The organism is Actinoplanes sichuanensis (assembly GCF_033097365.1).
GTDB classification, from domain to species: domain Bacteria; phylum Actinomycetota; class Actinomycetes; order Mycobacteriales; family Micromonosporaceae; genus Actinoplanes; species Actinoplanes sichuanensis.
The window spans coordinates 11,325,365-11,346,724 of the sequence record NZ_AP028461.1; the positions used below are offsets into that span (position 1 = coordinate 11,325,365).

General features: G+C 71.0%; 17 protein-coding genes and 1 tRNA gene. 7 read left to right on the plus strand and 11 right to left on the minus strand.

Going from position 1 to position 21,360, the window contains the following annotated elements:
* Positions 1-37: 37 nt before the first annotated feature.
* Entirely contained in the window at positions 38-1,594 is a 1,557-nt protein-coding gene (locus Q0Z83_RS51930; RefSeq protein ID WP_317790964.1) for a fibronectin type III domain-containing protein, read from the minus strand.
* 75 nt (positions 1,595-1,669) lie between these two features.
* Here Q0Z83_RS51930 and Q0Z83_RS51935 point away from each other — a divergent pair, with 75 nt between their 5' ends.
* Positions 1,670-2,569, plus strand: coding sequence for a hypothetical protein (locus tag Q0Z83_RS51935; protein WP_317790965.1), 900 nt, complete (start codon positions 1,670-1,672; stop codon positions 2,567-2,569).
* A 38-nt stretch (positions 2,570-2,607) separates the two neighbouring features.
* Here Q0Z83_RS51935 and Q0Z83_RS51940 read toward each other — a convergent pair whose 3' ends face one another.
* From Q0Z83_RS51940 to Q0Z83_RS51955, 4 genes are all read right to left on the minus strand, one after another.
* Entirely contained in the window at positions 2,608-2,790 is a 183-nt protein-coding gene (locus tag Q0Z83_RS51940; RefSeq protein WP_043522949.1) for a DUF4236 domain-containing protein, read from the minus strand.
* A gap of 64 nt (positions 2,791-2,854) precedes the next feature.
* On the minus strand, positions 2,855-3,310 hold the full coding sequence (locus Q0Z83_RS51945) for an RrF2 family transcriptional regulator (protein WP_317790966.1): 456 nt from the start codon (positions 3,308-3,310) through the stop codon (positions 2,855-2,857).
* A gap of 131 nt (positions 3,311-3,441) precedes the next feature.
* Positions 3,442-4,356 (minus strand): helix-turn-helix domain-containing protein, encoded by a 915-nt coding sequence (locus Q0Z83_RS51950; protein WP_317790967.1) that lies wholly within the window; start codon positions 4,354-4,356, stop codon positions 3,442-3,444.
* A gap of 208 nt (positions 4,357-4,564) precedes the next feature.
* Positions 4,565-4,996: an SsgA family sporulation/cell division regulator gene (locus tag Q0Z83_RS51955; protein ID WP_014446635.1), complete on the minus strand. Its 432-nt coding sequence runs from the start codon at positions 4,994-4,996 to the stop codon at positions 4,565-4,567.
* 309 nt (positions 4,997-5,305) lie between these two features.
* Here Q0Z83_RS51955 and Q0Z83_RS51960 point away from each other — a divergent pair, with 309 nt between their 5' ends.
* On the plus strand, positions 5,306-5,680 hold the full coding sequence (locus tag Q0Z83_RS51960) for a TIGR02611 family protein (RefSeq protein WP_317790968.1): 375 nt from the start codon (positions 5,306-5,308) through the stop codon (positions 5,678-5,680).
* 52 nt (positions 5,681-5,732) lie between these two features.
* Positions 5,733-5,807: transfer RNA gene (locus tag Q0Z83_RS51965), tRNA-Val, on the plus strand.
* 54 nt (positions 5,808-5,861) lie between these two features.
* On the opposite strand, the gene Q0Z83_RS51970 is transcribed toward Q0Z83_RS51965, so the two are convergent.
* On the minus strand, positions 5,862-6,356 hold the full coding sequence (locus Q0Z83_RS51970; RefSeq protein WP_317790969.1) for a hypothetical protein: 495 nt from the start codon (positions 6,354-6,356) through the stop codon (positions 5,862-5,864).
* 26 nt (positions 6,357-6,382) lie between these two features.
* Between Q0Z83_RS51970 and Q0Z83_RS51975 the strand changes: the two genes are divergently transcribed.
* Entirely contained in the window at positions 6,383-7,051 is a 669-nt protein-coding gene (locus Q0Z83_RS51975; protein ID WP_317790970.1) for a response regulator, read from the plus strand.
* Positions 7,052-7,113: 62 nt separating this feature from the next.
* On the opposite strand, the gene Q0Z83_RS51980 is transcribed toward Q0Z83_RS51975, so the two are convergent.
* Positions 7,114-8,322: a monooxygenase gene (locus Q0Z83_RS51980; protein ID WP_317790971.1), complete on the minus strand. Its 1,209-nt coding sequence runs from the start codon at positions 8,320-8,322 to the stop codon at positions 7,114-7,116.
* 195 nt (positions 8,323-8,517) lie between these two features.
* Here Q0Z83_RS51980 and Q0Z83_RS51985 point away from each other — a divergent pair, with 195 nt between their 5' ends.
* The gene (locus Q0Z83_RS51985) at positions 8,518-10,650 is read left to right on the plus strand and encodes an MMPL family transporter (protein ID WP_317790972.1); all 2,133 of its coding nucleotides are present in this window, start codon (positions 8,518-8,520) and stop codon (positions 10,648-10,650) included.
* Between the two features lie 34 nt (positions 10,651-10,684).
* On the opposite strand, the gene Q0Z83_RS51990 is transcribed toward Q0Z83_RS51985, so the two are convergent.
* Together Q0Z83_RS51990 and Q0Z83_RS51995 are read right to left on the minus strand one after the other, a co-directional pair.
* Positions 10,685-12,136 carry a HAMP domain-containing sensor histidine kinase gene (locus Q0Z83_RS51990; protein ID WP_317790973.1) on the minus strand — a complete coding sequence of 484 codons (1,452 nt, stop codon included), beginning with the start codon at positions 12,134-12,136 and terminating at the stop codon, positions 10,685-10,687.
* Complete coding sequence (locus Q0Z83_RS51995) at positions 12,133-12,846, minus strand: response regulator transcription factor (RefSeq protein WP_317790974.1); 714 nt, start codon at positions 12,844-12,846, stop codon at positions 12,133-12,135. Before Q0Z83_RS51995 ends, Q0Z83_RS51990 begins: the two co-directional genes overlap by 4 nt.
* Before the next feature lie 194 nt (positions 12,847-13,040).
* Between Q0Z83_RS51995 and Q0Z83_RS52000 the strand changes: the two genes are divergently transcribed.
* Both Q0Z83_RS52000 and Q0Z83_RS52005 read left to right on the plus strand, forming a co-directional pair.
* Positions 13,041-13,922: a CPBP family intramembrane glutamic endopeptidase gene (locus Q0Z83_RS52000; protein WP_317790975.1), complete on the plus strand. Its 882-nt coding sequence runs from the start codon at positions 13,041-13,043 to the stop codon at positions 13,920-13,922.
* 325 nt (positions 13,923-14,247) lie between these two features.
* Complete coding sequence (locus Q0Z83_RS52005) at positions 14,248-17,241, plus strand: AfsR/SARP family transcriptional regulator (RefSeq protein WP_317790976.1); 2,994 nt, start codon at positions 14,248-14,250, stop codon at positions 17,239-17,241.
* A 37-nt stretch (positions 17,242-17,278) separates the two neighbouring features.
* On the opposite strand, the gene Q0Z83_RS52010 is transcribed toward Q0Z83_RS52005, so the two are convergent.
* The gene (locus Q0Z83_RS52010) at positions 17,279-17,749 is read right to left on the minus strand and encodes a hypothetical protein (protein ID WP_317790977.1); all 471 of its coding nucleotides are present in this window, start codon (positions 17,747-17,749) and stop codon (positions 17,279-17,281) included.
* A 66-nt stretch (positions 17,750-17,815) separates the two neighbouring features.
* Positions 17,816-21,223, minus strand: coding sequence for a TIR domain-containing protein (locus tag Q0Z83_RS52015; RefSeq protein ID WP_317790978.1), 3,408 nt, complete (start codon positions 21,221-21,223; stop codon positions 17,816-17,818).
* Positions 21,224-21,360 lie beyond the last annotated feature (137 nt).

Genomic DNA, 21,360 nt, shown 5'->3' on the forward strand with positions numbered 1-21,360 from the left:
CGGATCGGTAGCGGGCGGCCGGACCTGGTCGAGCCGGTCACCGGGCGGTGCACGCGGGCGCGGCGGCCGCGATCTTCTGCCCGCTCTGGCGTATCCCGACCGTGATGCAGTAGTCGTAGCGTTCGCTGAGGCTGTAGACGACGTAGTCGGTGGCTCCGGCGGGCAACTCGGCGACGGTGACCGGGGGCCGGTCCGAACGGGTCACCGTGATCAGCACCTCACCCTTCGCGTCGCGCGGATAGTCCCACTGGAGGGACACACTCGGCCCGTCGTCGCGCAACCGCACGTTCTGCGGAGAGCCCGGGTCGGCGGTGGCGGCCAGTGGCTGGGCCCCGCCGGTGGCCGACTGGACCGGCGGGGTGGTCGCCCCGTCGGCGCCGGGCAGCGTCAGGATCACCACCGCCGCGGCCGCCGCGACTCCGGCGGCCAGGAGCGTGGCCAACAGCAGCGGATGCCCGGCCCGGGACCGCCGGGCCGGTGCCGGCACGCGCCGCGAGTTGGGCGGATCGGTACGGGTGTCGGCCTGCGCGGTCCCGACCGGAAGGGGTCGGCCGTCCTCGCCGTAGTCGGGCGCCCGATTGCCGGGCAGTGGCGGTGGGGTGTCGGCCCGGGCGTGCCGGCCGGTCGGGTCGCCCGGCAGCCGGTGCACGTCGCTGAGGTAGAGCGGCTGCTGGTAGACGGTCCCGTTGGGGTCGGTGGGCCGGTTGTCCGGCAGCGGGTCGTCGGCATCCTCGTCGACCGGGTAGACCGTGCCGAGCGGGTCGGTGGGCCGGTCGTCGGGCGGCGGCTGACCGGGCGCGTGGGCCGGGAACGCCGCCGGCTGGGCTCCGGACGGATCGGTGACGGTGGGCCGCCTCGGGAACGGGCGGAACGGCTTGCCCCCGGTGGTGTCGCGCCGGCCGCAGGTGTGCCGTCCGGACGCCCGGCCGGCGACGAGCGCGGCGGCCTGCCGGGCCAGCGGGTGACCGGCCGGCAGGTGGCGGGCGCACAGCTCACCGACCTGGGCCAGGTGCTCGGCCGACTCGGCGTCCAGTCCGCACTCGCGCTCCATCGCGCCGAGCCGGGCCAGCATCTTGATCCCGGCCGGGGCCGCGTCGCCGTGCACCCGGCTGTGTCGCCGCCAGGCACGGGCCAGCCGGGACCGGGCGGTCGAGCAGTGACCGGCCGCGTGCTCGGCGGTGGCCAGGTCGGCCTCGGCGGCCAGCACCCGCGGCGAGTCCGGGCCCTCGATCGAGGCCAGCTCGCCGACCAGGTCGTGGTAGACCGACGAGGCCCGGCCGTGCTGACCGATCCGCTGGAGCACGGCCGCGTGCATGGCGGCGGCCGCGATGGTGCGCTCGTCACGGGAGCCGTGCAGACGCTCCTCGGCGGAGTGCGCGAAGGCGGCCCAGAGCCGGGCCGCCTCGGGATCGCCGAGGGCGATCAGGACACGGGCGTGCAGCGCGGCGGCGACGGCGAGGTCCGCGGTGGCGCGGCGCGGGTCGGCATCGGCGGTACGCAGGACGTCGTCCAGAACGGCCCGGGCACCCGTGAGGTCACCGGCCGACGACAGGGTCTGCGCCTGGGCGGTCAGTTCAGCGAGTGGAGGGGCCATGTATCCCATAGTGCTCACGCGAACACCATGGGTACAAGTTTCCGGTACCGAAGTGGACAGGTGTAGAAACACGATGTGTCCGCTATCGCCGTAGTCAAACGTGAGCTTCTGGTCCGCCACCTGCAGGCATGGGCGGCCGGTGCGCTTCATCACGCCCGCCGTGCCACCTATGTGCACGGCTACGCCGACGGCGACGGCGGGGAGGCGGCCGAGGAGGCGGTCCGGGCCCTCGCCGATCTGCCCGGCCTGGCCCGTGGACGGGAACTGTCCATGGTGGCGGTCGGCGGCGACGTCACCGGGGTGGGCCGGCGGATCGGGGCGGCTCAGCGGGACGCCGGGGCGGCGGCCGGGCTCACCGTGCTTCCGGTCGGCGGCGGGACCGACGAGCGGCTCCCGGTCGCGCTGAAGGCGGCCGGCGCGTCCCGCGTACCCCTGCTGGGTTTTCTCGATGCGACGAGCGCCGGGGCTCCGCCCGCGGTGACCACCGTCGCCGCGCTGGCGGCCGGGAAACCGGCCGAGGTCCTGCTGGTGCTACCGCCCGGCAGCCCGATCGACCCCTATCGGGGCCTGGGTCTCCCGCTGCTCACCGCCGCCGAATTGGCCACCGGGCCGGAACCCGGCGAGGTGGTGGCCTTCGCCACCACCTCGGGGAAGAGTCTGGAGAGCTTCAAGGAGGCGCTCTGGGCGGTCGACGAGTTCGCTGGGGTACGGCTACGCGACCCGGGCGATCCGGAGCGGCACCTGATCGACATCTCGCTGAGCCCGCACCCCGGCCCGCTGCGGCGGGAGATGCTCGCGCACCTGGAACGGGTGGGTGAGGCGACGGTGACCGAGTTGCGCACCTTCGCACTCACCGAAACCGTCTATCGTGCCGCCGACGCGACCCGGGTCCTGCACACGCTGATCGACAGTGGAGCCGTCGCCCGCGAGCCGGCACACGGCCGGCTCGGCGGCGACGTCGTGATCCGCCTCTAGCCCGGTCGCGGATCGTCGGCGATCCGCGGAGCCGGGACCTAGCGGGAGCGGCTCTTGTCCTGCTTCCACGACAGCGGGCCGGGCAGGTCGACGCGGTGTGCGCGGGTCTTGGAGTTCCACGACCAGCGGCCGATCTTCAGGCTCCACGACGAGTAGCCGTTCTCGGTGAAGTTCAGCACCAGCGGACCGATCTTCTTCCGGCTGCGGTAGACGATGCCCATCGGAACCTCTCCCATCTAGTTTCTGATGGACCCGACGATTCCCGATGGGGCCGATTCACAAACGTCAGCGTGGCTGCCAGGCGTCCGGCCGGGTGGTCAGCTTGCGCACATGCGCCGGCATCCGCCCGCTGATCAGCTCGGCCAGGCTCACCTCGTCGAGCACCTCGCGGACCGCCGCCCGCACCGCCACCCACAGGTTCGGCAGGTTCTCCGCCGCGCCCGTGTACTGCGTCTCCTCCGGACGGAGGCCGCGCACACCGGCCAGCGGCCCGTCGACCGCGCGGATGATCTGGCCGATCGTCACGTCCCTCGGTGGGTGCGACAGCGTGTAACCGCCCTCGGCACCACGTTGCGCCCGGACCACGCCGGCCCGGCGCAGGTCGGCGAGCACTGCCTCGAGGAACTTCCGGGGCATGTTCTGGTCTTGGGCAATGGCCTGGGCGGACATCAGTGCGGGGTAGGCCTGCGCCAAACTGAGGGCGGCCCGGACCGCGTAGTCACCGCGCGCGGAGATCTGCACCTGACTATCATGCCCCGCCCGCGCATCCCGGATGCACATACCCCAGGGAGTTATGGGAATTCGCAGTCGGTGAACCCTCTCCGACCCGGCGTCGGCCCGGTCCTCCGGGTCTCCGCCACGTCGAAAACGGTTCAGTCGACGGCCTGCCGCTGAACCGGGATGCCGCCGTCCGACCCGGCCGCGTACCGCCCCCGGAACTGGCCCGGGCTCAGCCCGGTCTCCCGGTGGAAGAAGCGGCCGAAGTTCGTCGGCTCCCCGAAGCCCAGGATTCGGCCCACCTCGGCGACCGACAGCGGCGTCGCGGCGAGCAGGCGGCGGGCCTGCAAAGCGACCCTGTCGTCGACCACCTGCTTGGCGGTACGGCCGGTCAGCGCGAGGCTGGCCCGGGTGAGGGTGCGCACCGAACAACCCAGCTCGGCCGCATAATCCTCGACCCGCCTGGTGTGCGGATAGCCCTCCTCCAGTCGGCGCTGGAACCGCTCGAAGGTCCGGCCCTCGACATGACCGGCCGGATCGAGCGGCGGCTCCAGTGTCCGCAGGCGCAGCAGCACCGCGGCTAGCTGATGTCGCAGCATGGCGGCGGCGATCGGCCCGGCGTCGCCGTCGGCGTCCGCGGTCAGGTGGGCGAAGGCGGCCCGGAGCACGTCCGGAGCGGGCAGTGCCAGTGGCCGGGCGGCCGGACCGGATGGATCGTCCGGCACCAGGTCCGGCAGTTCCTCCGGTCCGAACAGGCCACGCCGGAACACGATCGTGGCGGTCTCCCCGGGTGGCTCGCCTTCTCGGGATGGCCGGCCCTCTCCGGGTGGCTCGCCGAACCGCACCGCCTGCCCCGGACGGATCCAGAGCGCCGTACCCGGTCCGCAGAGGTGTTCGGTGAAATCCACCTCGGCGAGCAACGGTCCGGTGACGGTCAGCACGAGAGCGTGAACGTCCAGCAGGCCGGTGGCAGCGCCTGGCGCCACCGGCAGGGCGCAGCCGTGGATCCCCGACCAGTCCGGTGGAAGACGGGTCGGCGCCGGCTCGGTGTGTTGAATGAGTACTGACATCGCGCCTGACGGTAGTCGTCGATGGATGCTTCCGCATCCACTAGCGCACCGACTGAGGTAAATGTCCGATTTCAAGCTCGGTATTCGCTATACGTCCGATTCCGATCCCTTTTCGGAGATCGATTATTTTTCCGGTTATAAAGGGCGACCCGCGCGGACCGGCAGTGTCCGCGCGGGTCGCCCCGACTTCGCTGATGTTCGCTGACGGCTAGCGCCCCGCCAGCAACCTGTTGACCGCCGCGTCGACGTCCAGATGATCGGACTCGCGCCCGCGAGGCACCACCACGTAGGTGCGCCGCAGGAAGCGGACCAGGACGCTGCGCGGCACCTCGAACAGTGCGTTCCCGTCCGGCGACGAGAGGGCCAGTGCGACGAAATCGCCCCGCGGCGTGGCCCACGGCCACACCCGGACGTCGCCGATCCCGGCCGGCTCGTCGAGCCCGGTCACGAGGAGCTCCCGCGCGAAGGACCAGCTCACGGCTTCCCCACCGGCTGATTCTGCGTGGAACAACACGTGAACCGCATACGGGTCGGCTGGGTCGTAACGCAGACTGGCGCGTACCGGCAGTGCCGTCGCGTCAGGCGCTACGAGCCGCAGCGAGGTTTCGACCTCGACGGTCGTTGGACGAATGGTACTCATGGACGAACTCCCCCCGGCACCGCTGCGAGGCTGGTGAACCCCGCGGTTCCCATACTCAGGTGATCCTTGTAGTTACGCTCCGCCATACGCTGATCTCACCCAGTAGTGGGAAGGCGGTTCCGAAAACCCTTCCGTGCAGGACGTAAAGCGATATCTTGTCCTGTTCTGCCCGTGTACTCGGTTCCGCCTGGCATCAGTGGTCCAGCAGTTGACTTACTCCGGTAACGTCCATTCCTCCCGGGTAGTGACGGGGCTCCCGGACACTGGGGGATGAAATGAACCTAAAACCGGACGACGGGGTTCTCAGACGTGCGTGTGCTTGACCGTATTCGGTCCAACTCCACCGGCCGCCTGGCCCTCAAGATCGGCGTCGGCATCGTCGGCGGCCTGGTGGTCGCCATCGGCATCATCCTGATCCCGTTCCCCGGCCCCGGCTGGGCGATCGTCATCCTCGGCCTGGCGATCCTGGCCGTCGAGTTCCACTGGGCCCGCGGTGTCCTCGCCTTCACCAAGCGCCACGTCCAGAGCTGGACCCACTGGATAGCCCGCCAGTCCCTACCGCTGCGGGCCCTGATCGGCGTGGTCGGCATGCTCTTCATCAGCGCGGTGGTCTGGGCGAGCGTGAAGGTGAGCCTGCACGTCGACCTGATCCAGGTCAGTCTGGACTGGTTGCGGACCCGATGACCCCCTGGTTCGCAAACCGGTGCGGCGGTCTAGTAGAGTTCCATCTCGTTGAGGGCGATTAGCTCAGCGGGAGAGCGCTCCGTTCACACCGGAGAGGTCACTGGTTCGATCCCAGTATCGCCCACCAGCATTCGAACTGCGAAAACGCTCGGTCTTGTGATCCACGAGGCCGGGCGTTTTGTCATGCTTGTGGGGGCAGCGTCTTGGCTCCCGAGGAGACCTCCTCCGAGGAGGCTCGCTGACCGTAATGTCGAACAGCGTTCACCAGGCTGACGGTGCGGGTGTGCTCGGCCAGGTTGCCGATGGTGTCGTAGGAGCGGACCGTCAGGGTGGCCGGGCCGTTGACCACCGTGGGGTCGAAGGGCAGGGCGATGCCGCCGAGGCCGTTGCGGTTGACGTAGCCGTCTACTTGCTCGTATCCGACGTCGGGGTGGGTGGTGCGGCGCTTTCCAAGACCGGCGATCGGACGGGGAGCAGGCCGGGGTTGATATCGACAACGTCGAACGGCGTTCAGCAGCGTCGGGTGCCGGTGGCCGACCGGCCTGAGCGCCGTTTTAACGATCGTCTCAGGTCTGCTCGGTAGGAAGTGGGCGACGCGGGGCCGGGCCTCGACGTCATGGCCGGACGCGTCGCGGACTCCGGCGGCACGGCCCGCGCCGGACGGCGGCCGGACCATCTACGCGACCTGAAGGGTGGCCGTTCATGATCTCCGTGCTCGTGGTGGACTCCCAGCCGCTGCAGCGCTTCGGGCTACGCATGCTGCTGGAGAGCACCCCCGACACCGAGATCGTCGGCGAGGCCGACAATTCCGCCGAGGCCGTTCGGCGGGCCACTGAGCTGCGTCCCGACGTGGTGCTGATGGACATCCGCATGCCGGGCGTCGACGGGATCGAGACGACCCGGCGCATCGTCGCAGGCGGTGGACGGTCGCGGATCCTGGTGCTGACGACGTTCGACGTGGACCGGTATGCGTTCGCCACGCTGCGGGCCGGGGCGAGCGGTTTCCTGCTCAAGGACATCCGCCCGGAGGATCTGCTCGCCGGTATCCGGGCCGTCGCGGCCGGGGACGCGGTGATCGCGCCGGCGCTGACTCGGCGACTGCTCGACGCGTTCGCCGACCGGCTGGACGACGACCTCTGCGGGCCCGTGCGGGAGGATCCCCGCCTGAGATTCCTGACCGACCGCGAGCGTGAGGTCCTCGTCGCCATCGGCCACGGCCTCACCAACGGTGAGATCGCGCGACGGTTCAGGCTGTCGGAGTCGACGGTGAAGACACACGTCGGGCGGGTCCTCGCCAAGATCGGCGCAAGAGACCGGATCCAGGCCGTCATCCTCGCCTACGACTTGAGACTCGCCCGGCCGGTCCAGTGATCCGTCGGGCCACGACGATGCCGCACGGGTGTGGGCTCGGCTCACACCCGTGCGGCGCTTCGTCAGGACTCGCGGGGGGAGACCGTCATGATGCCGATGCACATCTCGTCGCTGGTGCCGTCGCCCCACACCACGTAACGCGGCGGCAGCTTCTTGAGCTGGGGCACCTGCTTGCGTAGTCCCGCGTCGTGGGTGCAGGTCACTCGCAGCACGTCGCCCGGGCCGATCTCCTTCGGTTTCGCCAGTGGTGTCAGTCGCTGATCGTCGAAGTCGAACTGCGGCACGTCCAGCAGAACCTCGGCCTTCGGCGTGCCGGGATTGAGCTCGACCTTCAGGGCCCGCCCGAGCATGTGCATGTGGGCGAAGCCGGCGTACACGGTCATCGGCGCTTCGACCTCATGGTCGCAGGTCTGGACGGGGCCGGGCTTCGGCGTTCCCCGGCCGCACTCCTCGACCTGACGATCGCCCATTCCGCCGACATCGTCGCCGAATCGCTTCGTCACGTCCGCGACCGAGGCGGCCCGGTCACAGAGCGGCCCCGACTCGTCGGCCGCACAGGGCAGGTCGGTCGGCGCGTCGACCGACAGCGTCTCGAGTTCCCGGGTCTTCGGTGTGCCGTCCGTCAGTCGCAGCCGCACCGCCGAGCGGTCCGGACCGGCCGGCTTGCCGTCGGTCGCGAGCAGGTTGTAGTGGATCTGGAGGACGAGCAGGCTGCCCGGCTCCAGCTTGAAGCCGGCGTCCTGGTTCAGCAGCGTCTCCGTCGCACCCGGCGCCCACGTGTCCACCCACGCCGCTTCACCTTCTTCGACCTCGGCGCCCTTGACGCCGGTCCCGCCGAAACACTGCCAGCCGAGACCAGGGGTCTTGGTGTCCTGTTCCCGGGTCTCGGCGGCCCCGCCCGGTGGGATCGCGTAGACGATGGCATGGTGGGCGATGGCGACGTTCTCCGGGATGAACTGGGTCCCGGTCAGGAACGCCGCCTTGGACAGCTGCGGGTCGATGATCTGGCACCGGTACTCGTCCGTGCCGCCGCCCTCCGGCGGCGTGGGCGTGTAGGCCTGGGCCATCCTCAAGTCGACGAACCGCTCGCCGGCGCGCAGCGGCTGTGGTGGAGCCGACGACGCGCCCGCGTGTGCGCTGTGCACGTCGACCGCCGGGGGCGCCGCGCTCCGGTCGGCGTCCGACCCACATGCGGCGACGGCGGCCAACGCTGCCACCAGCGTCATGACGCCGGCCGCGATCTTCCACCCTGGACTGTCAGCTTTCCTCATGGCCCGAACGCTAGGAGTGATTCCGTCCGGTTTCGTCGTACCGCGGTCGTCATTCTCGGGAATGGGGCGGTACCGCGGTACCACCTTCCCGCACGGTCAACCGATCTGAGCGCCGCATTAATGGTCGTCTCAGATTCGCTCGGTACGAATTCGGCCTCGGACAAGCGATGTATCGCCTACGTAGGAGGCTTATTCATGTCAGTCAACGCAGCGCCGCCCAGGAAAGCGCCGCCCGGCCGCTGGGTGCCGTGGTTGGTGATCGGCTTGTGGATGGCGCTGGCGGCGGTCATGGTGCCGTTGAGCGGGAAGTTGAGCTCGGTCACCACCGACCGGGCCGTGGACACCCTGCCCGCCGGTGCCGAGTCCACCAGAGTGGCGGTGCTGGAGGACAGTCTCCCCGGCGGTGAGGACAACACGTTCGTCTTCGTGTACCACCGTGCCGGCGGCGTGACCGACGCCGACCGCGCGACGGTCGAGCGCCACTACGCCACCCTCGCCAAGCGGTACCCGCCGAAGGCGGCGGCCGGTGCGGACGAGGAGGGCCCGTCGACGCAGCTCTCCGCCGACGGCGAAGCGATGATGTTCACCCTCGACGTGAGCACGACTTACGGCGCTCCGGAGGCCGTCGTCGGCCCGCTGCGGGACGCGGCGAAGGAACGCCCCGCCGGCCTGGAACTCGACGTGACCGGCCCGGCCGCGATCGACGGCGACATGGACGCCGTCTTCGATGGCATCGACCTGCAGGTCTTTCTCACCACCGTCATCGTCGTCACGGTGCTGCTCGTCCTCACGTACCGCAGCCCGGTGTTGTGGTTCATCCCGCTCGTGGTCGTCGGCGCTGCCGCGCTGACCTCGATGGCGACCGTCTACCTGCTCGTCAAGGGCTTCGGGATCGTGGTCAACGACCAGAACTCGGCGCTGCTGACGATCCTGGTGTTCGGTGTCGGAACGGACTACGCGTTGCTGCTCATCGCCCGGTATCGGGAGGCACTGCACCAGCACGAGAACGTCCGGGTCGCGATGGTCCACGCACTGCGCGGCGCGGCGCCGGCCATCGTCGCGTCCGCCGCCACCGTGGTCGCCGGCCTGCTCTGCCTGCTCGCCGCCGACCTGAACAGCACCAGCGGGTTAGGCCCGATCGGTGCGGCCGGCATCCTGTGCGCGCTGGTGGCCATGCTGACGCTGTTCCCGGCGGTGCTGGTGGTGCTGGGCAGGCGGATCTTCTGGCCGGCCATCCCACGGTTCAGTACGGCTGTGGTGGAGAAGCCGGGGCTGTGGGGTCGGCTCGGCACCGCCATCAGCCGCCGCCGATGGGTGGCGACGCTCGGCTCGTTCGGAATCCTCGGAGTGCTCGCCATCGGCCTGACGGGCAACACCGGCGCGCTGCGGGAGCAGGACCAGTTCCTGTCCGCCCCGGAGTCGGTCACCGGCTTCACCGTTCTCCGGCAGCACTTCCCGGAGCTCGGCGGTCAGCCGATGACGGTCTTCACGCGGCCGGCGTACCAGGATCGGGTGCTCGACGTCGTCCAGGGCACTCCCGGCGTGGCCATGGCCGTCCCGGGTCAGACCAGCGGAGGCTGGGCCGACATCTCCGTCTTCCCGACCGACGCGCCGGACACCACCGCGGAATACGACACGATCGAGCGGGTACGCACCGCGGTGCACGCGGTGAGCGGGGCACAGGCGATCGTCGGCGGGCCGAGCGCGGAGAACCTCGACACCGAGGTCACCACCAGCCGCGACGAGAAGGTCGTGATCCCGCTGGTGCTGGTGGTCGTCCTGATCGTCCTCGGGCTGCTGTTGCGCGCGATCGTGGCCCCACTGGTCCTGATGGCCACCGTGATCGTCTCCTTCGCCGCAGCCTTCGGCGGCAGCGTGTTCATCTTCGACACGATTTTCGGGTTCAAGGGCGTCGACTATTCGGTGCCGCTGCTGGCATTCCTGTTCCTGGTGGCGCTCGGCGTCGACTACAACATCTTCCTGGCCAGTCGGGCGCGGGAGGAGACCGTGCGTCTCGGCACCAGAGAGGGCATGCTCAGAGCCCTGTCCGCCACCGGCGGTGTCATCACCTCGGCCGGCCTGGTTCTGGCGGCAACGTTCGCGGTCCTCACCACACTTCCGCTGGTGATGCTGATCGAGGTCGGGTTCCTGGTCGCCTTCGGTGTGCTGCTCGACGCCCTCCTGGTGCGGTCGGTCCTGGTGCCCGCCCTCACCCTGCTGATCGGTCGGCGGATCTGGTGGCCGAGCCGGCTGTCCCGACCGGCGGCGGAGCCGCCGACCGGGCCACAGCCAGTCGCCGAGGACGAGGAGCTCGCGCTGCAACGATGAGCGCGGCGGTACGGACCTCATCGGCCGGGGCAGGTCAGCGCGGCGTGCTGTCCTCCCCGGCGGTGAGCCGCGCGACCGGGGTGGCCGGGGCTGTGGCCGGAAGGTCGATCCGCAGCAGCGCGCCACCGCGCGCGGACCGGGCGACGGTGGCCCGGCCGCCGTGGGCGTGCACGACCCGCTGCACGATCGACAGCCCGAGCCCGGATCCCGGCAACGCCCGGGCAGTCTCGGCACGGTAGAACCGGTCGAACACCCGCGGTACGTCGGTGGCGTCGATACCGGGCCCGGCGTCGTCGACCTCGAGCACCGCCGACGCGCCCTCGGCCCGGAGCCGGACCTGCACCGGCTGATCCGTGGGGGACCACTTGCCGGCATTGTCGACGAGGTTGAGCACCGCTCGCTGGAGAGCGGCGGGACGCCCGCTCACCCACACGGTGGCCACGTCGAGCGCGACCTCGAGGTCGGGCATGCGGGAACGCGCCTGGGCCGTGGCGGCCACCACCACGTCGGCGAGGTCGAGCAGTTCGGTGCTCTCGTCGCCGGCGTCACCGCGTGCCAGATCGGTCAGCTCGGCGGCGAGGGTACTCAATTCGGCCACCTGGGTGCCGAGATCGTTGAGCAGCCGGGTCCGGCTCTCCGCCGTGAGGGCGGTGTCGAGGGTGCCGCGCCGGTCGAGCCGGACCAGCAGCTCGATGTTGAGGCGCAGGCTGGTGAGCGGGGTCTTGAGTTCGTGGGCGGCGTCCTCGGCGAGTAGCCGCTGGGCCTGCCGGGAGTCCCGGAGCGCGGCGAGCATGTCGTTGATCGCCTGGATCAGCCGCCGGATCTCCCCACCGCCCTCGTCCGGGATGTCGGCGTCGAGATCCCGGGTACGCGCGACCTGTACCGCGGCGGCGGTCAGCCGGTCGATCGGTGCCAGCCCGGTCCGCGCCACGGTCCGCCCGACAAGGGCACCCCCGACCACACAGAGCAGCCCGATCAGCAACATGCCGAACCCGAACTGGTTGATCGAGGTGTCGTCGGCGACGCGGGCCACCTGGACCGCGCCGTCACCCGCCCGCAGCGTGTAGACGAGATGGCCGTCGTCGTCGCTGTCGTTCGACTCCATCAGGTCGGCCGACGCGCCCCGCACCACGCGCCCGGCCTGCTCGCTGACCGGGGGCAGCTCCGGTTGACCGGCCGGAGTCCGAGTCGAGCCGTCGGGCAGGACGACCCGCACCAGCCGACCGGATCCCGGATAGGGCGGTAGCCAGACCTGCGCCAGGCCTGCGCGTTCCGCGGTCGTCGCCAGGACGTGGGCCTCGGCGCGCAGCTCATTCTCGGTGGTGTCCTGCAGCTGCCAGTCCATCAGCTCGCTGGCCACCTGGAAGGCCATGAACACGCTGACCGCGATGGCCGTCGCCGCGATCACCGTCAGCCTGGTCCGCAGGGACCGCCGCCGCCACCATCGGGTCAGCCGGCGCGGTTCCGGCCCGTCCGGTCGGCTCACGGAGGCGTCTCCCGCAACGTGTATCCCAGGCCGCGCAGCGTGTAGATCAAACGCGGCTCACCCTCCGCCTCCATCTTGCGGCGCAGGTAGCTCACGTACACCTGGAGGTTGTTGGCGGTGGTGCTCATGTCGAAGCCCCAGATCGCCTCGAACAGCGCGTCACGCGTCAGGACCCGGGTCGCGTTGCGCAGGAGAACCTGCAGGAGGGAGAACTCGGTCCGGGTCAGGCGCAGCGGGCGCCCGCCCCGCCAGGCCTCGAACCTGTCGGGATCGAGCCGGACGTCGGCGAACGACAGGATCTGCGACTCCTCGTCGGCCGGCGTGCGCCGGCGCAGCAGAGCACGCACCCGGGCCAGCAACTCCTCGGTGGCGAACGGCTTGGGCAGATAATCGTCGGCGCCCGCATCCAACCCCGTGACCCGGTCGGAGACCTGGTCCCGGGCGGTCAGCATCAGCACCGGCAGATCCCGGCCCGCAGCCCGCAACCGCCGGCAGGTCTCCAATCCGCCCAGGCGGGGCATCATCACGTCGAGGATCAGCAGATCCAGCGTGTCCTCGCCGGCCTCACCGACCCCGTCGAGCACGGCTAGACCGTTGGCGACGGTGCTGGTGTCGTAACCCTCGACCTGGAGCACCCGCTCCAGGGACTCACGGATGGCGGCGTCATCATCCGCGATCAGGATCCGCACGTCGGCCCTTCCCCTTCCCATCGATGCCTTTGCCGCTCATTCTCCCGGGTCAACCTGAGGCCAGGATTAAAATCGAACCGGTACATCGGGCGCTGAGCGACCACCGCGTCAGGTGTAGCAGGCTGTACCCGGAAGGTCTCGCGTACTGCAATGACCTTGAGCGGCTCCGCTGATGGACTGTCGTCATCCCCCTGACAGTCCTGATCGGAGATCTCGTGGACGCCCTGTTCTCGCTGGTCCGGCGCTATCCGGTATCGGCCTTCTTCACGCTTGCCTTCGGACTCAGCTGGTTCTGCTGGACGCCGTACATCCTGTCGGATCATGGTTTGGGTCTCGAGCCGGACATCCGGATTCCGGAGGTGCTCGGTACCGGCCAGCTGGTCGGTGTGCTGCCCGGCGCCTATCTCGGACCGCTCGGCGCCGCCTTCCTGGTCACCGCGATCACCGAGGGGCGGTCGGGGCTGCGGGAGTGGGCGCACCGGCTGAAGCACTGGCGGGTCGGGTGGCGCTGGTTCCTCGCGGTGCTGCTCGTCGTCCCGGCGGTCATCCTGGTCGCGCCGCTCGCGCTGCCGAAGACGTGGGGGCACATCACGATGCCGAGCGCGGTGATCCTGCTCGCCTACGTCCCGATGCTGCTCATGCAACTGGTCACCACCGCCGCGGCAGAGGAGCCGGGATGGCGCGACTTCGCCCTACCCCGGATGCAGGACCGGTTCGGGCCGGTTCTGGGCACCTCGCTGCTGGGCCTGCTGTGGGGCGCCTGGCACCTGCCGCTTTACCTGACCGAGTGGGGCGGCCCGAACCCGACCTGGCTCGACCCGGTCGAGTTCGTCATCATCTGTGTCCCGCTGAGCCTGGTGATGACCTGGGTGTTCAACCGCAGCGGCCAGAGTGTGCCGCTGATCATGTTGCTGCACGCCGGCATCAACAGCACGTATTCGCTGGTCTGGGGTGAGGTCTACCCGACCCTCGACATCGCCCGTGATCCGTTGCACGGTCAGCTCATCGCCTCGGCGGCGGCCGCTCTCATCCTGATCGTCGCGACCCGCGGCCGGCTGGGCCTGCGCTCCGAGCGCCCGGTCCCGGTCCCGGTCTGAGAGATCAGCCGAGGTGTGGAGATGCCCGCCGTCCCCCGTTACTTGCCGGCGGGCATCTCTCTGTTCCCCTCGTGCGGCCGTGGGGGCCGCGCTTTGTCGCAGGTCGGACCATCCGTCGCCATCGGGCTTCCATGTGGCGTCCCGATTCCCCCGTACGCTTTCGTAACCGGGCGAGGGCGATCCGTTCCCTTCAACGACGTCAATGCTCGTCGCCGCACCTTGTACGAAACATGGGAGACTTGTAGCGGACCTTGTGGATTTCTTGAATCCCCTGGTCAGGAGCAGGGGCAATCCCCTGGTCAAACCATGGGCGTACGGAGGTCAGTTGGCGGCGGAGTTCGGTGTTCTCGGTGTGGTGGAGGCGTTGATCGACGGCCGCCCCGCCGATCTGGGGCATGCCCGACAGCGATGTGTCCTGGGTGTGCTGCTCGTGGAGGCCGGTCGGCCGGTCACCCCGGACCAGCTGATCGACCGGGTGTGGGGCGAGCACGCACCGCAGCGGGCCGCCGGCGCTCTCTACAGCTATCTGTCCCGGCTGCGGCGCGCGGTCGCGGACGCGGACGGCGCGGAGATCCGACGCGAGCCCGGTGGCTATCTGCTGACGGTCAATCCGCAGGCGGTGGATCTGCACCGGTTCCGGCGACTGGTCACCACCGCCCGGGCGGCCGAGTCGGACCGGTCCGCGGCCGGCCTGATCGAGCAGGCGTTGGGGCTGTGGCGGGGCGACCCGTTCGTCGGCCTGGACACCCCGTGGCTGGCCGCGACCAGGCGCACCCTGCTCGGCGAGCGGTTCGCCGCCGAGCTGGACGGCAACGACGTGCTGCTGCGGCTGGGGCGCCACGGCGAGTTGCTGCCCGCGCTGCTGGCCGCCGTCGCCGAGCATCCCCTGGACGAGCGGCTGGCCGGTCAGGCGATGCTCGCGCTGTACCGGTGCGGGCGCCAGGCCGACGCCGACGAGCAGTACCGGCGGATCCGCCGCCGGCTGGCCGACGAGATGGGCAGCGATCCGGGCGCCGAGCTGCGCCGGCTGCACGAGCAGGTGCTCGCGGCCGATCCGGTGCTGTCCGTGCCGGGTGGGGACGCCCGTGCCCAGGCCGGGGTGACGCCTGCGGTCTCGGTCACGGTGCCCGCGCAGTTGCCGGCCGACGTGCGGGCGTTCACCGGACGTACCGGGGAGCTCGCCGCCCTTGATCGCCTGCTGGAGCCGCCGGACGGCGACGAGCCACCGCTCACCGTCGCGTTGTTGTGCGGCACCGCCGGAGTCGGCAAGTCGGCGCTGGCGGTCCGCTGGGCGCACCGGGTCCGGGAGGCCTATCCGGACGGGCAGCTCTACGTCAACCTGCGGGGTTACGACGCCGAGCAGCCGGTGGCGGTGGCCGACGCGCTGGCCGGGTTCCTCACCGCGCTGGGCATCCGCGCCCCGGAGATCCCGCCGGGCACCGACGAGCGCGCCGCCCGCTACCGGTCCGAGCTGACCGGCCGGCGGATGCTGATCCTGCTGGACAACGCGTCCTCGGTGGAGCAGGTCCGACCGCTGCTGCCCGGCACCGGTTCGTGTCTGGTGCTGATCACCAGTCGTGACTCGCTGCGCGGCATGGTGGCGGTCGACGGCGCCGAACGGGTCAACCTCGACCTGCTGCCGCCGGACGACGCGATCGGGCTGCTGCGCAAGCTGATCGGCCCCCGGGTGGACCGTGACCCGAAAGCCGCCGAGGCGATGGCCGCCGCGTGCGCCCGGCTGCCGCTGGCCCTGCGGATCGCCGCCGAGTTGGCCGCCGAACGCTCCGATGTGCCGTTGCCCGAGCTGGTCACCGAGCTGGGCGACCATCAGGTACGGCTGGACCTGCTGGACGCGGGCGGTGACCCCCGGGCCGAGGTCCGGGCGGTGTTCTCCTGGTCGTACCAGAACCTGCCGGAGGGCGCGGCCCGGACGTTCCGGCTGCTCGGCCTGCACCCGGGGGAGACCGCGCACGTCGACGCGGTGGCCGCGCTGATCGGTGCCCGGGCGAGCGAGACCCGGCGGCTGCTGGACGTGCTGGGCCGGGCCAGCCTGGTCCAGCCCGGCCGGGGCGGCCGGTACGGCATGCACGATCTGCTCCGGGCGTACGCCGCGGAGCTCGCCGCCGAGCACGACGCCGAGACCGATCGGCGGGCCGCCCTGACCCGCCTGTTCGACCACTACCTGGCCGGCGCCGGCACGGCGATGGCCACGCTGTACCCGGACGGCTCGGCACCGGCCGGTGACCCGGACGCGGCCCGCGCCTGGATCGAGGCGGAGCGCCCCAACCTCGCCGCGGTCTGCACGAACGGCGCGGCGCACGGCTGGTACCGGCACACCATCGAGCTCGCCGGGACCATGTTCCGTTATCTCGACGCGGGCGGGCCGGTGGCCGAGGCGGTCACCGTGACCGCGTCCGCGGTGTCCGCCGCCCGGGCCGTCGGCGACCCGGGCGCACAGGCGCGGGCGCTGTCCAATCTGGGCCGGCTGCATCGGCGGCAGGGCCGGCTCCGCGAGTCCGCCGAGACCTACCGGCAGGCGCTGCTGCTCTACACCGACCTCGGCGAGCCCGCGGCCGAGGCGTTGGTGCTGCGCAACCTGGGCAGCGTCGACTGGCGGCGCGGCGACTACCGTCCGGCCGCCGACCACTACCGGCGGGCCGAGGCGTTGTGCCGGGATCTGGGGGACGACGACGGGCGGGCCGACGCGCTGGTCCGGCTCGGGCTGATCGACGCCCGGCTGGGCGATCACGACCGGGCGGCCGGTCGGTTCGGATCGGCCCTCGACCTGTACGCCACACTCGGCGACCGGTTCAGCGAGGCGTATGTGTTGTCGCTGCTGGCCCGACTGCCGGACGGTCCGGTTTCGCTGGAGCAGGCCGAGGCACATCTGGACCAGAGCCTCTCGGCGGTCCGCCGCACCGGTGACCGCACCGCGGAGGCGTACGTGCTGACCGATCTCGCCGCGATCCACGCCCGCCAGAGCCGCCTCGCCGAGGCCGCCGGTCACCTGCGCCGCGCTCTGGTGCTGCTGCGCCGGATCGGTGACCGGGCCAGCGAGGCCGAAGCCCTCAACGATCTCGGTCAGGTGCTGTGCGCGGCCGGGGACGCGGCCGACGCGCAGGCCCAGCACGGTCAGGCGCTCGCGCTGGCCGAGGAGATCGGGGATCGGTACGAACAGGCGCGCGCCCACGACGGCATGGCGGCGGCGTCCCGGGATCTCGGTGCGACCGAACCGGCCGGTGCACACGCGGACCGGGCCGGGCGCCTCTTCGCCGAGCTGGCGGTACCGGCCGCGAAAGTGGCCGTGACCGGCGGGTGAGGCGGGCCCGGCGGGTGAGTCCGGCCCGGCTCGGTGATCAGTCCCGCTGGACGCCGTCGATCCAGAGCACGGTGACCGGGCAGCCGCGGGCCCGGGCGTAGGCGACCACGTCCGCGGTGCCGCCCAGCCCGCGGGCGGGTTGCCCGTCCCACACGGCGAACAGGTGGTCGCAGCGGTCCACCAGGGCCTGACCGGCGGCGAGGAAGCTCTCGTCGGACGGTTCGCCACCGGGGACGGTGATCACCGTGGCCGCGGCCCGGACGAGATCCTCGAACCGGGCCCGGCTGCCGTCGGTGAGCGAACCGCCGTAGTCGGCCCACGGCAGAACCGCCTCCAGCGTGCCGCCGGCCGCCAGCACATGGGCGGCGAACAGCTGGTCGGCGCCGTCGGCGAGACTCGACACCCCGAGCAGCCCGGCGCCGGTGGGTAGTACCCGCCGCCAGTGGTCCATCGCCCGTTCGGCGATGCCCGGTGGAAGGACCCGGTGACCGGTGACACCGAACCGCACATTGACCTCCGTACGAAGCAACCTGACGATACGGCCTCCCGGCCGTGTGCGGGGGGCACGTGATCGTCAGCAGGTCGACCGGTACGGGAGTTCCGGAACGTAGAGGGCCCATTCGTCGGCGGTGAGGCCGCGCCCGCTGATCGTGCAGGCGTGCGCGACCGGATCGGCGGTGACCTCGGCCGGGATCGCGGTGTCCCAGAACGTGATGGTCCGGCTGGGGACGATGCCCAGCGAGCCACCGGCGGCCAGGCTCCGCCCGTCCGGACTGAAGACCATGTAGACGTTCTGCAGGTCGGAGTTCTTGAGTACGGCGTACCGGATCGGGGTGCTCGGGTCGGTGATGTCCCACAGCATGATCGAGTTGTCCAGGGCGGCGGTGGCCAGCGTGTGCCCGTCCGGGGCGAACGACGCCCAGAGGATGAAGCTGCCGTTGGCGGGGAGTGTGCTGATCCGGGCCGGCTGGGTCGGGTCGGCCACGTCGTACAGGTAGGTGGTCCCGCTGTCGTTGGTGCCCGCCGCCAGGATCCGCCCGTTCGGGCTGAACTCGATGGACGTCGCCATGGTGCTGCTGTAGTCGGAGACCGGGATCGAGGCGACCCGGGCCGGGGCCGACCGGTTGGTCATGTCCCACATCGAGATGTTGTAGCCGTCGGCGACCGCCAGGGTCTTCCCGTCCGGGGTGAACGTCATCGAACTCAACGTCCGGTTGCCGAAGGCGAGGTCGGCGAGCTTGGTGGGTTTCGTCCGGTCGGACACGTCGTACACCGCCGTCTTGCCGTCCGCCCGCCCGACGACCAGCGTGCGCCAGTCCTGGCTGATCGTCGCCACCCAGACGGCGACACCCGGGTCGTTGATCCGGGACACGACGGTGGCCTGGTCGGTCCGGCTCACGTCCAGCAGCGTGGTGACGTTGTCGGTGCCGATGACGTACATGGTCGCGCCGTCGCCGGTGGCCATCATCCCCACCAGTTCGCCGCTCTGCAGCGGCACGGTGGGCCCGGCCACCGGTGCCGACGGGACGGTCAGGTCGTACGTGATGGCGTTGCTGTCGCGGCGGGCCGCGGTCAGCGAGCCGTCCGGGCGGTAGGCCAGGCCGGCGAGCTGCGCGGGGAACGGGCCGCGGATCGTGGTGACCGGCCCGCGGGCGTAACGGCCCTTGGGGCTCCACAGCGTCGCGATGTTGCGGTCGCCGGCGGTGAGCAGCGTCCGGCCGTCCTGGCTGTAGGCCATCGACCGGACCGGGGCGCCGCGAGCGGTCAGCGCGGTGATCTCGGTGTTCATCGACGGCCAGTTGTCGTTGTAGTCGATGCTCACCACGACCGAGGTTCCGTCGGAGTTCCCGATGGCCAGCATGTCCCCGGTCGGGCTGAACACCATCGTGGAGAAGTCACTGTCGCCGGGACCGGCCGTGCGGGAGTCCCAGGGCTGTGGATCGTCCAGGTCGGCCATGCCGAAGAGGTAGACGTAGTCGCTCGGCCCCTGCATGGCGACGACCGGCAGCGTCGGGTTGAACTCGATGGCGGCGTCCGGGACCTTGGTGCCCCAGCCCGGGTCGAGGACCGCGTGCCGTACCGGGGCGCTGAGATCGCTCAGGTCCCAGCCGACCACGTCGGTGCCGCTGGTGACGCCGGTCCGCCCGTCCGGGCCGAACTTCAGCGGGTACCCGCCGGTGAGCGTGGACAGGCGGGCCGGAGTCGTACCCGTGACGTTCCACAGGACGGTGTTCTTGTCCCGGTTGCTCACCGCGACGGTACGCCCGTCCGGGCTGAAGTTCACCGCGGTGATGCCGGCGTCGTCGGTGAGCGGCGTCAGCCGTACCGGATCAGCGGGTTTCGTCACGTCCCACCGGGTCGCCTCGGCGCTTCCGTCGAAGACGACGAGGGTCCGTCCGTCGCGGCTGACCGCCAGTGACTTCTCCGCGGTCCCGGTGGCGGGCAGCGAGGCGACCCGGACCGGTTCGGCCGGGGCCGTGGTGTCCCAGAGCGACACCGTCCCACTGGCGCCGGTGGTGGCGACCATCTGATCGGTGAGGGCCTCGACGTCGATCACGTCATTGAGATAGCCGGAGTACGTCGACGCCATGGTGAGGTGACTGACCTGCTCACGGGTCGCCGCGTCGTCGTGCAGGTTCTGCGCGGCCACGGCCAGCCGGAGGGCCTTGCGCGGGTCGTCACCGATCATCCCGCGGGCCCGGGTGATCAGCCGCTGGTTGATCACGATGCGCTGTTGCAGCTCGGCGGCCTCGCGCTGGCGGCGGGCCTCCTCGGACGCCTCCCGGGCCAGCTGCTCCTGCCGCTTGCGTTCCTCCTCGGCCAGCCGGGCCAGCTCGCGGTGGTGCTCGGCGATCCGCTCCTGCTCCTTGGCCCGGGCCGTGGCCTGGTCGGCCAGCTCCTGCTGGTGCTTCGCGTTGGCCTTCTCCCGCTCGGCGTTGGTCTTCTGCCGGGCGGCTTCCGCGGCGGCCTCGCCGGCCAGTTTCTGCTGCTGTTCGGCTTTCGCCTGCTGTCGTTCCGCGTTGGCCTGCTGGGTGGCCGCGCTCGCCTTGAACCGCTCGGCGTTGGCCTGCTCCCGCCGGGCCTCCGCGGACGCCTCCTCGGCCAGTGCCTGCTGCTGCCGGGCCAGCTGCTCCTGCCGTTCGGTCTCGGCCGTCGCCGCCTGCGCCCGGGCCTCCTGCTCCCGGGCGTTCTCCAGTTGGACCCGCGCGTTCTCCTCCTGGGCCAGCGCGTTCGCCTGCTGCCGCTGCGATTCGGCGGTGGCCCGTTCCGCGGTGTCGCGCTGCTCCGAGGCGAGTTCCTCCTGGAGGCGGGCCTCGTTCGCGGCCAGGGTGGCCCGCTCCGCGTTGTGGACCGCGACCACTCCGGTCAGCGACGTGACCAGGGTCAGCAGGACCAGCGCGGCCACCGCCACCACGGACAGTCGCCGGGCCCGCCGGTGTTGCCGGACATCCTCGCCCTCCAGTTCGTCCTTGCTCACTCCGTGCATCGGGGCGGCGAGCTGCGCTATGGCGTCGCGGAACCGGACGTGCTGCAGGCTCAGGTGCAGATCGTCGCGGGCCCAGCGCAGATCCAGGTAGAGCGGCTCCTCGGCGAAGACGCCCCGCAACGCGTGCGGCACCGCGGTGGAGTCGGCGGTGAAGTCGCGAGCGGCCGGGTCCCAGCTCCACTCACCGTCGGTCACCACCGGCAGGATGCGGTCGGCGGACTTCGTCGCGAGCCAGTGCTCGATCTCCCGGTTCACCCACGGCGAGGCGGCCGCTTCGGGGGAGGCGAGCAGCACGAAGTGCCTGGAGCCGTCGAGCGCGTCCTGAATGGACGTCCACAGTTTGGGCGTGACCGACAGGCCGGTCTGGTCCCGGAAGATCCACAGGGCGCGGCGCCGGTGCCATGGCTTCGCCAGTCGATGCAGACCCCGTTGTACGGCGGGCGCGAGCCGCCCGTCGGCGGCGTGACTGTACGAGATGAAACCATCGAATGGCATGGCGGTCCCCGTGGTCGACGTAATCGACGGAGGACGATACTCCATGCCGCAGGCCCGCAGGTGAACCGGCGAATCGCCCGACCGGGCCATCCCGCGTGGCGGGGGCACCGGTTCGTGTGCTTTCATCTATGCGGGCC